This is a genomic window from Stenotrophomonas sp. Ste96 (assembly GCF_024519495.1).
GTDB lineage: Bacteria > Pseudomonadota > Gammaproteobacteria > Xanthomonadales > Xanthomonadaceae > Stenotrophomonas > Stenotrophomonas bentonitica_A.
In genome coordinates this window covers 21,233-35,778 of record NZ_JALJRX010000012.1, presented here as the reverse complement: position 1 = coordinate 35,778, position 14,546 = coordinate 21,233, and the positions used below count along the sequence as shown (strand labels likewise).

The following is a 14,546-nucleotide window of genomic DNA, read 5'->3' as shown; positions in this document are numbered from 1 at the left end:
TGGAATCCCTCTCATGAAAGCTCCGGTTTTCCGTGATGGCGACGTCGATGCCGACGTCGTGATCGTCGGCTCGGGCGTCGTCGGTGCATTGATCGCCCACCAGCTGGTGCGCGCCGGCAAATCGGTCCTGGTCCTCGAGGCCGGGCCCCGCTTGAACCGCTCCGATGTGGTCGAGAACTGGCGCAACGTCAGTTTCGAGCGCCGTATCGGCAGCGACTTCCAGGGGCCATTCCCGCAATCGAAATTCGCGACGGCGCCGCTGTATTTCCCCGCCAACGACTACGTCGGGCTGACCGGGCCCGATGCCAGCAGCTTCCATCAGGGCTTCATCAAGGCCGTCGGCGGCACCACCTGGCACTGGGCGGCGTCGTGCTGGCGCCATCTCCCGGTCGACTTCAAGATGCAATCGGCCTATGGCGTCGGTCGCGATTGGCCGATCAGTTACGAGGACATCGAGCCGTACTACTGCCGTGCCGAGGAGGCCATGGGCGTGTCCGGGCCGAACGACCCGGCGCAGCAGAGCCCCTCGGAGCGCTCGAAGCCCTACCTGGCCGACATGATTCCCTGGGGCAACGGCGACAAGGTGTTCGCCGAGGTGGTCAATCCGCACGGCTACAACCTGGTGCCGATTCCGCAGGGGCGCATGATCAAGCCGTGGAATGACCGGCCTGCCTGCTGCGGCAACAACAACTGCCAGCCGATCTGCCCGATCGGGGCGATGTACAACGGCGTGCACACCGTCCAGGCCGCCGAGGCGCTGGGCGCCAAGGTATTGGCCGAATCGGTGGCGTACAGAATCGATACCGACGACCAGAACCGGGTCACCGCGATCCACTGGTATGACAGCGACAAGGTGAGCCACAAGGCCACCGGCCGCAGTTTCGTGATCGCCTGCAACGCGCTGGAAACACCGCGCCTGTTGCTGCTGGCCGCCAACGAACAGAACCCGAACGGCATTGCCAATTCCTCCGACCAGGTCGGCCGCAACATGCTGGACCACTCCGGCTTCCACTGCTCCTTCATTGCCGACCGGCCGATCTGGCTGGGACGTGGTCCGGCGCAGTCCAGCTGCATGGTCGGGCCTCGCGACGGGGCGTTCCGCTCGGAGTACTCGGCGACCAAGATCATCCTCAACAACATCAGCCGCGTGGCGATCGCCACCGACCAGGCCTTGAAGATGGGGCTGGCCGGTGAGGCCCTGGATGCGGAAATCCGCCGCCGCTCGATCTACGGGGTGGACCTGTCGATCAGCCTGGAGCCGCTGCCGGATCCGAGCAACAGGCTGACGCTCTCCAAAACCCGCGTCGATGGTCATGGTCTGGCCTGCCCGGACATCCATTACTCGCTGGGCGATTACGCGCGCAAGGGCTACGACAAGTCCTGCGAGCAGCTGCGGCACATCGGCACGCTCTTCAATGCCGAAGAGTTCGTCATCACCACGGCGCTCAACGCCAACAACCACATCATGGGCTCGACCATCATGGGTGCCGACCCCCGGGATTCCGTGGTCGACGGCGACTGCCGCGCGCATGACCACCCGAACCTGTGGCTGCCGGGTGGCAGCGCGATGGTCTCGGCCAGCGTCGTCAACAGCACCCTGACCATGGCTGCGCTGGCGCTGCGCGCGGCCGATGCGATCGAGCGTGCCGCATGAAGACCTTACTCCTCATCGCGTTCGGCCTGCTGGCCGGTGGCAGCCAGGTTGCACGCGCCGACGAGACGGTCGAGCGCGGTCGCTACCTGTCCGTGGCCGCCGATTGTGTGGCCTGCCATACCAGCCCGAAGCAGGGCAAGCCGTACGCGGGCGGTTATGCGATCGCCTCGCCACTGGGCGAGATCTGGGCCAGCAATATCACCCCGTCCAAGAGCCATGGCATCGGCAACTACACGGAAGGCGATTTCGCCAAGGCGGTGCGCGAGGGCGTGCGCAAGGACGGCGCGCATCTGTATCCGGCGATGCCCTACACCTCGTACGCGAAACTGACCGACGAGGACATCCACGCGCTGTACGTCTATTTCATGCAGGCCGTCGCGCCGGTCGATGAAGAGGCGCAGACCACCGAGCTGCCGTTCCCCTTCAGCGTCCGCTCGTCCATGGCGGTGTGGAATCTGCTGTTCCTGGACAAGACGCCCTTCAAACCTGATCCGGCGCAGAGCGCGCAGTGGAATCGCGGCGCCTATCTGGTGGAAGGGCTGGCGCACTGCTCCAGCTGCCACAGCCCGCGCGGGTTGATGATGCAGGAGGTGGGTGGCAAAGCCTTCGCCGGCGGTTCGTTGGGTGACTGGTATGCCCCCAACATCACCTCCCATCCGATCAGCGGCATCGGCGGCTGGAGCGATGACGAACTGGCCCGATACCTCAAGACCGGCCGGGTGGAGGGCAAGGGACAGGCCGGCGGCGGCATGGCCGAGGCGGTGACCAACAGCCTCTCCAAGCTGCGCGATGAAGACATCAGCGCCATTGTGACCTACCTGCGGACCGTGCCTGCGGTGGCCGACAAGGACGCCACCCGTGCCGCCTTCGCCTGGGGCGATGCCGCCAAGGCGCCCGGTGAGCAGCCGGTGCGCGGCACGGACGCGCCGATCACCTCCGGTGCGGTGCTGTATTCCGGCCTGTGCGCCAGCTGCCACGGGCCACAGGGCGAGGGCAGCAAGGACGGCTATTACCCGTCGCTGGTGCACAACAGCACCGTCGGCATGACCCGGCCCCAGAACCTGGTGGCCACCATCATCGGCGGCATCGACCGCGAGGTGGATGGCCAGCATGTGCTGATGCCGCATTTCTCCGAGGGCTCTTACGTCCAGGCGTTGAGCGATGCCGATATCGCCGCCGTTGCGACATATGTACGGACCAACTTCGGCCCCGGTGATCAGGTGACGGAAGCGCAGGTCGCGCTGATCCGCGACGGCGGTGAGAAGCCCTTGCTGGCGAAGATCGCACGCCTGTGGCTGCCGCTGCTCATTCTCGGGCTTGCGGCGTTCGTGGTGGTGATCGCGATGGTGCGACGCGCCTGGAAGAAACGCAGGCTGCGGAGGGCCTCAGCATGAAATACACCCCCTGTCTGATCACCCTTGGTCTGTTGGCGGCCGCGACCAGCATGCCGGCCTGGGCGGCCGACGCCGAGGCGCCCAAGCCGAAACCGGTGGATACCATCGCCCAGACACCGCTGAGCGCGGCGTGGGCGGCCCGGATATGGCTGCAGGACCGCGGTGTGACCCCGAGCGCCCGGATCGTGGTCGCCACCGGCGTCAACAGCGACGGCTACAAAGGTACTGGCTGGTCCACCGCCGAGCACGTCGACGTCGGCGCGTTGATCGACACCGGCAAGGCCTTCGGTGTGGACGGCACGATGCGCGTGGTCTTTTCCGACCGCTTCGGCAACGCGGTCAACGACCGCTCCACCGGCTCCTACGTGCAGAACCAGGCCTTCTACGGGCAGGGCCAGAACCTGCGTTTCAATGAACTCTCCTACGAGCGCTGGCTGCTGGACAAGCGCTTGAGCCTGAAGGGCGGCTTCTACTCGATGGGCAACGACTTCGGTGGTCTGCCCTATACCTGCAATTTCAACAACAACGGCCAGTGCGGCCACCCGCTGGGGCCGATCTACAGTTCCGGCTGGCTCGACAACCCGACCGGCCAGTGGGGCCTTCGGGTGAAATGGGCCGACCCTTCCGGCTGGTACGCGCAGACCGGCATCTATGACGTCGTGCCGATGCGCAAGCAGGCCGGCAGCGGCTTCCGGGTGTCCGACCGTGGCAAGACCGGTCTGTTCCTGCCTGTCGAAGTGGGCTACAGCCACGGCAACACCGGCGCGCATTACGGCGGCACCTACAAGGTGGGCTACTACCTGGACACCTCCAACGCCGACGATATCGGCAATCCGGCGGCGCCACGTGCCTCCCATCGCAGCGGCTCCTACATCCAGCTGGCGCAGCGCGTGCTCAAACCCGAAGGCGACACCGTGCGCGGGGTGTCGGTATTTGGCGTGGCCACGCGCGCGGATGCCAGGACCGGCCTGATGCGTTACTCGTGGGAGGCCGGCCTGAGTTGGCGCGGTGTCGTGGCCTCGCGCGAAGACGACGTGCTCAGTCTCGCCTGGACCCGGCTGGACATCTCCGACCGCCTCGCCCAGTACCAGCGCATTACCGGCAAGGACGTGCAGAGCAACGAGCAGTTCGTCGAGCTGAACTACGGCGTGCAGGTCACCCCGTGGCTGATCCTGCGGCCCGCGGTGCAGTACGTCGCGCGGCCGGGTGCGTATGACAGCCGCCCGGACAGCTGGGTGTTCACGCTGCAGGCGCAGGCGACGCTTTGAGGGGGGGGCACAGGGCGCCCGTAATGCAGGCGCTCTGTCCCGGGACCATGCGACCGCGCGGTCGGTGCGGTCGCGGCGCTGCGTCGTCGCTGGGGCTCTAGGCCTGCTGTGCGTTGCCCGTTTTCCCCGGTCCTGTGGCCAGCGCTTCTGCCACCCGTTGCTGCAACACGCGGATGTCAAAGGGCTTGGACACGAACAGCACCTTTTGATGGGCGCGTGGCACTATCTGGTGATAGACCGCGGAGGCGAACAGGAAGGGGGTGCCGGTGGCGGCCAGTCGGTCGGCCACGGGGAAAACAGATCCGTCGCGAAGCTCCACGTCGAGGATGGCCGCATCGAATCGTTGGCCGGTGAGGGCGCTGAGCGCATCCGTCACGGAATCAGCGGTGACCGCCGTATGACCTGCCTCCTGCAGCACTTCGATGAACAACCGGGAGAGCTCGGCGTCGTCTTCAACAACCAGTACGGTACGGCCAGTAGGTACAACAGTGGAACGGTTCATGGGGGTGGGACAGAAGAAGAGGCCTCCATGGTGTGCCTGCACGCGTCAAGGACGAGGGAAGGGCCGTTGCCTGTCCGTTGACACGCGCCGGCCGGCAGCCGCCGCCGCGGCCGCCGGAGGCGTAAAATGGCCAGCCGCTGACGCTGACGAGTGCCCTCCCCATGCCCTATGCGACCCGTGACGCGATCCAGCGGCTGCGCGAGCAGATTCCTTCGTTCCGCTGCGTGGTGGGGTGCCACGACTGCTGTGGGCCGGTCACCGCCTCCAGCGAGGAAGTGGCCCGCCTGCCGCTCAAGAGCGATGCCGAGCATGCCGCCGCCCTGGAAGCGCTGAGTTGCCCGTATCTGGGCGCCAATGGCTGCGAGGTCTACGAAGAGCGGCCGTTGATCTGCCGCATGTTCGGGACCACGCCTACGCTGCGCTGCCCGAACGGCCAGCGACCGGTCTACATGCTGGATGAAAGCGTCGAAGCCGAGATCCACCAGTTTCTGCGCAGCACCCGCCAGGTCCTCATCTGACGGGCACTGTGGCTGTGCGGGACGCCATGCCCTCAGCTCGACCTGCGGGCGCCCAGACGCCAGACGGCGAGGCCCCCGTACAGTGCCAGCAGCGCCGCCAGCGTCCATATTTCGTGGCTGACTTCGCTGAGGCTGGCATCCATCTGGTTCAAGCGCACCATCAGGTTGATGCCGGGCGTGGTGGGCAGCAGGTGCGCCAACGCGACCAGTGCCGGCGGTGAGGTGACCGCCGGCCAGGACAGGTTGGCCAGGAAGAACAACGGGATCGAGCAGGCGATGACGACCTGGAACGCACGCTCGCGGGTGGCGAAAAAGCTGCCCACGAACAGGCCGAACGCCACCGTGGCTGCGATGAACAAGGCGCCGCCCAGCAGCTGCCCGAGCGGATTGCCACCGCGCGGATAGTCCTGCACCCACGCGGTGAACCCGGCGTAGTAGAGCAGGCCGAGCAGGCCGATCGCACCGAAGCCGACGGCCATCCCGGCCAACGTCGGCAGGTCGAAACGCAGCCGCCGGCCCAGCGCCAGCCGCCGCGCACCGAGCAGCACGCCGATGCCCATCAGCAGGGTCTGGTGCACGATCAGTTCGGCCACGCCGGGGACGATCGCGCTGCCGTAGCCCTCCTGGGTGTTGAACAGCGGGCGTTGCACCAGGGTGATCGGCGGTGCCTGCGGCGCGCCCATGAAGGCCGCCTGGGACACCGCCGCTTCCCGGGCGAACGCGGTCAGGGCATCGGCCACGCCGCCGAGCACCCAGCTGGCGCGGCCCAGGTAGGCGCCGTTGCCCATCAGCACCAGATACCCGTTGCCCCCACGCAGGATGTCGCGCTCGAGGTTGGCGGGGATCAGCAGGATGCCTTCGGCCCGGCCGGCTTCCATTTCATTCCGGGCCTGGTCGACGCTGGCCGGCTGGTCGACGATGCGCACCGTGCGCAGCGCATCCACGCGACGCAGCAGTTCCCGGCTGGTCGCGCTCTGGTCGTGGTCGACCACCACGATGGGCAGATTGGTCGCCACCTGGTGGCGGTAGGCAGCCGGGTAGAAGAACGAGTACAGCACCACCGCGCCCACCATCAGCACGACTGCGTAGCGGTCGGTGAGGACCGTGCGCAGGGTCAGGCGCAGGCTGCTGCCGAAGCGGCTCATGCGCTGGCTCCGGACGCCGCGGCCGGCGTGCCCGGATCGGCAGCCCGCGCGGCGGCGATCAAGCGCCACCCCCCGATGCCGCCCGCCACCAGCACCATCAGCAGCAGGGTACCCAGCGGCCACAGGGAAACACTCCACGGGGCGCCGACGAACTGCTGCTGGGTCTGCAGTTTGACGTAGGCGGTCAGGGGCAGCAGCGCGTTCCAGATGCGGGTGAACAGTGGCGCATCCACCACCGGGAACGTCGCCCCGGAAAATGCCAAGGCAGTCCCGATGCTCAGGCCGATCGCGGAGAGCGCGCTGCCCATGTCGCGGGTGAGCCCCACGAACAGCAGCGCCACCGCCGCACAGGCCAGATAGAACAGCGGCTGGCCCAGCATCAGCAACAACGTGCTGCCGGCGATGCCGTCGCCACGGACCCGCGCGAGGTAGAGCACACCGAGCGCCCCGTAGGCCGAAAACAGCACGACATAGGGCGCGATCTTGCCGACGATGGCCGACCACGGGGCGTCGCCGAGCCACGCGCGCAGGTGCCCGTCGCGCACTTCGCGGCCCAGGCTGGCCGCGACCGCCAACGCCAACCCCAGCGACAGAACCGCCGGAAACAGCAGCGGCAGCAGGAACAGCTCATAGCTGCGTGCCGGGTTGTGCAGGATGTCCGACTGCACCGCGATCGGCGGCGCGCGCAGCTTGGCCGGGCCCACCTGCTTGGCGATGCGCCCGCCCAGCAGGCGCGCATTCCAGGCGCTGACGGCTTCAACGATGTCGCGCACGGCGGACTGGCCAGTGGTGAGATAGGTGGCGTTGTAGTACGCGAACACCGTGCCCTGTTCGCCACGCAGGGCGTTGCGGGTCGCATCGCGCGGCACCAGTACGACGGCGAACACGTCCAGCCGCCGCAGCTGCGACTGCGCATCGGCCAGACTGATCGGCTGGCTGGCCACGCGCACCCCGGGGCTTGCATCGAGCATCCGGGCCAGCTGCCGGCTCTCGGCGCTGCGGTCCAGATCGACGACGGCGATCGGGATATCGCGCATCACCGAGGCCGCGAACAGCCACGCCATCACGCCCAGCATCAGCGCTGGAAGCAGGGTGACCAGCAGCAGATCGGCACGATCCTGACGCAGGTGCTGCAGCTCGCGCTGCAGCGAGGCGGTGATGCCCGCCCACGCCCGGCGGTTCATCCCTGCGGCCACGCGAACAGCACGCTCATCCCCGGCCGGAAACCTTCGATGGGGGCGACCGGGCGCAGCCGGATCTCGAAGCTGCGCACGTCATAGCCGGACGACTGCCGGGTGGCGCGCCAGGTAGCGTAGTCGCCCGCCGGATTGATGAAATACACCTCGAAGTCGGCGTTGCGGTCCAGCGCGGGAACGCTGCCGTGCAGGCGGCTGCCCACCTTCAGGCCGCCCATCTGCGACTCGCGCAGGTTCACCGAAACCCACATGTGGTCGATGTCGACCAGGGTGAAGACCGGGTAGCCGGCCGGCACCAGCTCGCCGATATCGGACATGCGCTTGTTGATCTCGCCGGCCACCGGCGCGCGGCCGTTGACCTCATCGCGGGCAGCGTTGACCTCGGCCACCGCGCCCTGCGCCTGGCGGACCTGGCCCTGCGCGGCGCGCTTGTCCTGGTCACGGGCGCCGGCCAGCGCCTGGTCGTACTGCGCCCGTGCGGCATTGGAGAGCTCGCGCGAACTGCGCGCCTGCGCCAACGCTTCATCGCGCTTCTGCCGGGTCATGACCCCTTCGTTGAACAGGTTCTGCACGCGCTGATAGGTCGCCTCGGCCAGGGTGGCACCGGCTTCGGCACGCTTCCAGTTGGCCTGCGCAGCGCGGATATCCTCGCTGCGTGCACCTTCGTCGGCCTTGTCGGCCACGGCACGCGCCGCTTCCAGTGCACCATGCGCCTGCTCTTCCTTGGCCGCCACTTCCGGACTGTCGAGCACGAACAGCACCTGGCCGGCCTTGACCCGGTCGCCTTCGCGCACCTTCAGCTCGGCAAGACGCGCGGTGATCTTCGCGGCTACGTTGATGGTGTCGGCGTCGGCCATGCCCTGTAGCTGCTCGGCCGGGGTGCGCCAGGCCAGCCAGAGGCCGACCACCACGACGACCACCAGGGCCAGGCCAATGAGGATGCCCGCCTTGCGCTTCTTCGGCGGCGGCGCGTCGGCCGCGGCCTGCAATGTGTCATTCATGCGCGATCACCTCGTCGCCCCGGCGGCGGAATTCTTCGTATCGGTCCATCTGTCCACTGATCTCCAGCAGCTGTGCCAGCGCTACGTCGTATTGATAGGCGGCCTGCGCGCGTTCCACCTGCGCGCCCCCCAACCCCAGCCGTGCATCGATCACGTCCAGCGAGGTCGCCTGGCCTTCGCGGAACGCCAGCTCCTGAAGGCGCAGGTTCTCACGGTTCTGTTCGATGCTGCTGTCCAGCAACAGGAACTGCTGGCGGGCGGTGTCCAGTTCGTACCAGGCCTTGCGAACGCCCAGCGTCACCTGGTTCTCGGCCTCGCGAAGGCCGGCTTCAGCCTGCTCCTGCTGCGCGCGGGCGGCGCTGATCTGGGCCGGGCGCGAGCTGGGCGAGAGGAAGGTGTACTTCAGGCCGATGCCGAACGCCCAGTCCGGATCGGTCAGCATCTCGTCGCGACGGCGGAAATCGTACTGGCCGAACAGGAACACGGTGGGTTTGAGCTTGGCCTGCTGCACGCGCACGCCTTGTTCGGCCTGCGCCACCAGGGCGCGCAGACGGGCGATCTGCGGCTGCCGGGCCTGGGCCTCGCGTTCGAAAGTGGGCAGTGCACCGATCGGCGCGCGATGCACGAACAGCGGCGACACCGGGCGGACCTCGCCGCCGCTGCGGAGCAGGGTGGCCAGCGCTGCCTTCAGGGTCTGCAGATCGTTGAGCGACTTCTGGTAATCGCGCTCGGCCTTGTCGCGGGCCACGTTGGCCTGCAGGCGCTGGGCGCGGGTGGCAAAGCCCTCGCGCTCAAGCTTCAAGGCGTCGTCGAGGTGGCGCTGCAGGCCATCGCGGACATCCCGCCGCACATCGACGGCCTGCTCGGCAAGGCGCTGACCAAAATAGGCCTGGGCCAGCTGCACGCTCAGCGATTGCCGCTGCGACTCGCGCTCGGCACTTGCCTGGTCGGTCGCGCCGGCCGCCGCCTGCTGCGCCGCCGGGATCAGCCCGCCGGTATACAGCGGCAGCACCGCGGTCACCACCGGGCGGGTACGCCAGTCACGCTCGGTGAACTGCAGCGGCGAATCGATACCGAAGGCTTCGGCAACCGGGGCCAGCGAACCCAAGGGGAGGGTGAGGGTCTTCTGGAACTGCAGGCGGCGCACTTCACCGGTGATCTCCGGCAACCGCAACAGGCGGGTGGCGTCCTGCAGGTCCTGTTTGTTGCGCACCGACGCATCGGCGGCGGCCAGCGCATCGGAGACCTGCTCCAGCCGCTGCTGGGACTGCTGCCAGTCCAGCGCGGGGATAGCGGCGGCGCCCGGGGCGGGCTGGGCGATGGCCAGGCCACTGAAAAACAGCAGGGAGAGACTGGAAAGTCCTTTTAACGCGCGCGTTGGCGGCCAATGCCGGCTCACGAGGGGGCAGCTCCGTGGGGTGTGACGGCAAGAGGGTAGTGTGCGTCGCGTGAAGTGCGGGTCTTCACAACGGTGACCGTGGGAACCCGGACAGTGGCGCAGTGCACATTGACAATTCTCCTATCAGGACGTTTATATCCCATTCGGGATGATTGTCTGCCGCATGGGGTGGTCCTCCCTTGAACGCCGCGCGAGCCGGAACCGCGGGGCGATACGCGCTTCAGTACGCCCTTCAAGAGAGCACGACATGACAGCAGTAAAGGGTTGGCGGCGGTTTTGGCGATGGGTGAAGTGGATCCTGCTGGGTCTGTTGGCCCTCGTGATTCTCCTCACCCTGGTGGGCGTCGTGTACGAGGCGCTGGCGCGCCGGAACGCGGCGGACGCGCACCCGCTGCGCGGCGAGATGGTCGACATCGGCGGGCGGCAGATGCATATCGAGTGCCGGGGCAGCGGCTCGCCGACGGTGATCTTCGAATCCGGCCTGGGCACAGGCGGCACCCTCGACTGGACCCGCGTGCACGACCGGATCGCCCGCTTTACCCGCGCCTGCGCCTACGACCGTGCCGGCATCATGCGCAGCGACGCAAAGGATTCCCCGCAGCGTGCATCGGCCGTGGCTGATGATCTGCATGCGTTGTTGAAGGGCGCCGGCATCACCGATCCGCTGGTGCTGGTCGGCCATTCGATCGGCGGGCCCTACATCCGGACCTATGTGGGTCGCTACGGCGATCAGGTCGCCGGGCTGGTGATGGTCGACCCCTCGCATCCAGATCAGATCACCCGGCTTGGCAGCGTGGTCAGCATCAACGTCCACCCGAAGAAGGTGTCGCTGTTGATGCATACCGCGACGGCACTGTCGCGGACCGGCCTGGTGCGTTTCCTGTTCTCGCGCGCCGATCATGGTCCCCGCCCCGAGGATGAGGCGGCGGAGATCACCGCCTTCTCCAGTGCCTCGGTCAAGGGCGCGACCGCTGAAGTGGATGGTTTCGACAGCACCATGGACGATGCCCGCGCGGTCACCTCGTTTGGCGATCGCCCGGTGATCGTGCTGACCGCGCTGAAGCCGTTCAAGCCCGAGGAGCTGGAAAAGATGGGCCTGACCGCGGAGGAGGGCGCCCGGTTCAAGCAGGAATGGCGCACCCTGCATGCCGAGCAGGCCGCCATGTCCAGCCGCGGGCAACAACAGATCGTGAGCGACGCCGGCCATTACATCCAGATCGATCAGCCGGATCGGGTGGTGGACGCGGTTCGTGAGGTCGTGGATGACGTGCGTGCAGACGCGCGTACCGACAAGGAGATGAAATGATGAAGCGCACTCTGCTCTGGGCCGGTGTGTCGATGCTGTTCGCCGCCCATGCGGCCGCCGCCGACTATGACCTGGTGATCCGTGGCGGCCGCGTACTGGACGGTGCCGGCAACCCCTGGGTCCGTGCCGATGTGGCGGTCAAGGACGGGCGGGTGGCACGGGTCGGCCAGGTGCCGGGGACCGGCACCCGCGAGATCGACGCGCGCGGGCGTTATGTGTCGCCGGGCTTCATCGACATGATGGACCAGTCCGGCGCGGCGCTGCTCAAGGATGGCGCCGCGGAGAACAAGCTCCGCATGGGCGTGACCACGCTGATCGGCGGCGAGGGCGGACCGCCGGTGCCTGCGGCGGGGATGCCGGGATACTTCAAGCAGCTGGAGACGCAGGGCATCGCGGTCAACTTCGGCACCTACTACTCCTCTACCCAGGCCCGCGTGCATGTCATGGGCGATGCCGCCGGTGCCCCGACACGCAAGCAGCTGGATGCCATGGGCGAGCAGGTCAGGATCGCGATGGAGGCCGGTGCGTTCGGTATCTCCAGCGCGTTGATCTATGCGCCCAGCAGCTTCCAGAGCACCTCGGATCTCATTTCGCTGGCCAAGGTGGCCGCGCAATGCGATGGCTTCTACGCCACCCATATGCGTGACGAAAGCGAGGGCGTGGTCAAGGCGATCGAAGAAGCGATCGAGATCGGTGAAAAGGGCGGCGTGAAGGTGGAGATCTTCCACTTGAAGGCGGCCTATGCACCGGAGTGGGGCAAGCTGATGCCGCAGGCGCTGGCCACGATCAATGCGGCGCGCGACCGCGGTGTCGATGTCGCCGCGGATCTGTACCCATATACCGCCGGCGGCACCGGGCTGGAGATCATCGCGCCGAGCTGGGTCTGGGCCGATGGGCTCGAGAAGGGCATCGAGCGCGTGCGCGATCCGAAGGTACGCGAACGCATGAAGAAGGAAGTCGCCGCTGGATCGATGCCCGGCTGGTCGAACCTGGTGCACGCCTCGGGCGGTTTCCAGAACGTGCGCCTGGCCAACAGCTTCAGCGACAAGTACCGGCGCTTCCACGGCAGGACGCTGGCCGAGATTGGTGCCGAACTGAATCTGGACCCGGCCGATGCGGCCTGGGATATCGCGCTCGAAGGGCTGCCCAACCGCGCGGTCGCGCTGTATTTCATGATCAGCGAGCAGGATGTGCAACTCGCGCTGCGCCAGCCCTGGGTCAGCATCGGCAGTGATGCCGCGGCGGCGGTGAACTACGGCAGCGAAGGCGCCATCGGCCTGCCGCACCCGCGTGCCTACGGCACCTTCCCGCGGATCATCGCCGAGTATGTCAAGCGGAACCAGGTGCTGACGCTGGAGGATGCCGTCCGCAAAATGACCGGCTGGCCCGCGCAGCGGATGGGCTTGAGCGACCGCGGGCTGATCCGTGAGGGCATGCGCGCGGACATCGTGCTGTTCGATCTGGACACGCTGGACGATGTGGCGAGCTGGGATGCACCGGCCGGCGCGCCGACCGGCATCGAGACCGTCATCGTCAACGGCGTGGTGAGTTTCGAGGGTGGCAGGCACACCGGCGCCCGGGCGGGCTCGGCGCTGCGCCACGCCTGCCACACGCGCTGATCCACGTGCGCGCCACACCAACTTCAGGACCCACCTCATGATTCGATACTCCTCCCGCTGCAGCGTTCTGGCCCTGGCGCTCGCCGCCTCCGCGCCGGTGCTGGCGGCCGCACCGCCGATCACCAGCGCGGACGATCTGGGTACCGCGGTCTCGGCGCAGCTTGCGTGTGCGGGCATTTTCGTGGCCAACCGCACCGAAGCCGACGTCCTGCGCGATGACGTGCATGCACTGGCACCGTTCACCAGAACGGTCGCGCTGTCGGTGGATCGCAAGGCCGGGACGGTCACCGCCTCCGCGCCCGGTACGCCGACCCGTACCGCGCTGTATCGCCCGGCGGTCGGCTGCACCCTGACCACCGGGGATGTTCCGTTGAAGGCCCTCAAGACGCAGGCGGGGCGGCTCAAACCGCTTGCTCCCTTGTCGGCGCGCCCCTGGCCCGAGGGCGACACGCCCGTGCCTGCGCTGCAGGCGGCGGCTGAAGCGAAACTTGACCGGGCCGCACTCGATGCCGCGGTCAGCGCCGCCTTTGATGAGCAGAACGTCGGCGGCTATCCCGACACGCGGGCGATCGTGGTGGTGCAGGGCGGGGCGATCGTCGCCGAACGCTATGCGCCCGGCTTCAACCAGGGCACGCGCATGCTGGGCTGGTCGGCGACCAAGAGCATCATGGGTACGCTGGTCGGCCTGTTGGTCGATGACGGCGTGCTCAAGCTGGACGAGCCGGCACCGGTGCCCGAGTGGAAGGGCGCCGGCGACCCGCGCGGCGCGATCACGCTGCGCCAATTGCTGACGATGTCCAGCGGGCTCACCTTCGTGGAGAGTTACAAGCCCGGTAACGACTCGATCAAGATGTTGTTCGAGGCCGGCGACATGGGGGCGCTTGCCGCTGCGTTGCCGCTGGAGCACGCGCCGGGAACCTTCTGGAGCTATTCGTCCGGCACGACCAACATCCTGTCGCGGATCGTCTTCGAGGCCACCGGTGGGACGCTGGAAGGCATGACCCGGTTTGCACAGACGCGGCTGTTCGAGCCCGCAGGGATGCGCAGTGCACTGATCGAGCCGGATGAATCGGGTGTGCTGGTCGGCAGCTCGTACGGGTACGCGACGGCACGCGATTGGGCGCGGTACGGACTGCTGCATCTGAACCACGGCGAGGCGGGCGGCAAGCGGCTGCTGTCGCAGCAATGGCTCGACTTCGCGGTGACACCGACCCCGGCCTCTTCGCGCCCCTCGTACGGCGCGCAGCTGTGGCTGAACCGGGCCGAGGCCGGCGGAGAAGGACGCAAGGTGCTACAGGATGTCTCAACAGATGCCTTCATGGCGATGGGCCATAACCACCAGATCGTGGCCGTGATTCCCTCGCAGGATGCGGTGATCGTGCGCCTGGGCTGGACGCCCGAAGGCCAGAAGTTCGACTGGAACAAGTACCTCTCGGAGATCGCGGCCGCGCTTGCGCCCGCCGCCACCGCCGCTACCGCCGGTCCCGCCGCCCAGTAAGCAGCAAAGCAGGGCAAGAGGAGGGCGCCGAACCCGGCGCCCGTTG

General features: G+C 67.6%; 12 protein-coding genes. 7 read left to right on the top strand and 5 right to left on the bottom strand.

Annotated elements, in window-relative coordinates; genetic code table 11:
• Positions 1 to 13 precede the first annotated feature (13 nt).
• From OC373_RS18055 to OC373_RS18045, 3 genes are read left to right on the top strand one after another with little or no spacing between them, the layout of a single operon-like run.
• On the top strand, positions 14 to 1,654 hold the full coding sequence (locus tag OC373_RS18055; RefSeq protein ID WP_261998228.1) for a GMC family oxidoreductase: 1,641 nt from the start codon (positions 14 to 16) through the stop codon (positions 1,652 to 1,654).
• Positions 1,651 to 3,048 carry a cytochrome c gene (locus OC373_RS18050; protein ID WP_261998227.1) on the top strand — a complete coding sequence of 466 codons (1,398 nt, stop codon included), beginning with the start codon at positions 1,651 to 1,653 and terminating at the stop codon, positions 3,046 to 3,048. The genes OC373_RS18055 and OC373_RS18050 overlap by 4 nt, the downstream gene beginning before the upstream one ends.
• Positions 3,045 to 4,316: a carbohydrate porin gene (locus OC373_RS18045; RefSeq protein ID WP_261998226.1), complete on the top strand. Its 1,272-nt coding sequence runs from the start codon at positions 3,045 to 3,047 to the stop codon at positions 4,314 to 4,316. The genes OC373_RS18050 and OC373_RS18045 overlap by 4 nt, the downstream gene beginning before the upstream one ends.
• A 97-nt stretch (positions 4,317 to 4,413) precedes the next feature.
• Here the strand turns inward: OC373_RS18045 and OC373_RS18040 are convergent, their stop codons facing one another.
• Positions 4,414 to 4,818 (bottom strand): response regulator, encoded by a 405-nt coding sequence (locus OC373_RS18040; protein ID WP_261998225.1) that lies wholly within the window; start codon positions 4,816 to 4,818, stop codon positions 4,414 to 4,416.
• Between the two features lie 161 nt (positions 4,819 to 4,979).
• Here OC373_RS18040 and OC373_RS18035 point away from each other — a divergent pair, with 161 nt between their 5' ends.
• Positions 4,980 to 5,336, top strand: coding sequence for a YkgJ family cysteine cluster protein (locus OC373_RS18035; RefSeq protein WP_019183696.1), 357 nt, complete (start codon positions 4,980 to 4,982; stop codon positions 5,334 to 5,336).
• A gap of 32 nt (positions 5,337 to 5,368) precedes the next feature.
• On the opposite strand, the gene OC373_RS18030 is transcribed toward OC373_RS18035, so the two are convergent.
• Genes OC373_RS18030 through OC373_RS18015 form a run of 4 tightly spaced genes read right to left on the bottom strand, consistent with a single transcriptional unit; the run spans position 5,369 to position 10,023 of the window.
• Positions 5,369 to 6,481, bottom strand: coding sequence for an ABC transporter permease (locus OC373_RS18030; RefSeq protein ID WP_261998224.1), 1,113 nt, complete (start codon positions 6,479 to 6,481; stop codon positions 5,369 to 5,371).
• Positions 6,478 to 7,665 (bottom strand): ABC transporter permease, encoded by a 1,188-nt coding sequence (locus tag OC373_RS18025; RefSeq protein ID WP_261998223.1) that lies wholly within the window; start codon positions 7,663 to 7,665, stop codon positions 6,478 to 6,480. Before OC373_RS18025 ends, OC373_RS18030 begins: the two co-directional genes overlap by 4 nt.
• Complete coding sequence (locus OC373_RS18020) at positions 7,662 to 8,678, bottom strand: efflux RND transporter periplasmic adaptor subunit (protein WP_261998222.1); 1,017 nt, start codon at positions 8,676 to 8,678, stop codon at positions 7,662 to 7,664. The genes OC373_RS18025 and OC373_RS18020 overlap by 4 nt, the downstream gene beginning before the upstream one ends.
• Positions 8,671 to 10,023: a TolC family protein gene (locus OC373_RS18015; protein ID WP_235318882.1), complete on the bottom strand. Its 1,353-nt coding sequence runs from the start codon at positions 10,021 to 10,023 to the stop codon at positions 8,671 to 8,673. The genes OC373_RS18020 and OC373_RS18015 overlap by 8 nt, the downstream gene beginning before the upstream one ends.
• A gap of 202 nt (positions 10,024 to 10,225) precedes the next feature.
• On the opposite strand from OC373_RS18015, the gene OC373_RS18010 reads away from it, so the two are divergent.
• The 3 genes from OC373_RS18010 to OC373_RS18000 are packed head-to-tail and all read left to right on the top strand — an operon-like array spanning position 10,226 to position 14,500.
• On the top strand, positions 10,226 to 11,383 hold the full coding sequence (locus OC373_RS18010) for an alpha/beta hydrolase (protein ID WP_261998221.1): 1,158 nt from the start codon (positions 10,226 to 10,228) through the stop codon (positions 11,381 to 11,383).
• Positions 11,380 to 13,002, top strand: coding sequence for a D-aminoacylase (locus OC373_RS18005; protein ID WP_261998220.1), 1,623 nt, complete (start codon positions 11,380 to 11,382; stop codon positions 13,000 to 13,002). The genes OC373_RS18010 and OC373_RS18005 overlap by 4 nt, the downstream gene beginning before the upstream one ends.
• A 37-nt stretch (positions 13,003 to 13,039) precedes the next feature.
• Positions 13,040 to 14,500: a serine hydrolase gene (locus tag OC373_RS18000; protein WP_261998219.1), complete on the top strand. Its 1,461-nt coding sequence runs from the start codon at positions 13,040 to 13,042 to the stop codon at positions 14,498 to 14,500.
• The last annotated feature ends 46 nt before the right edge of the window (positions 14,501 to 14,546 follow it).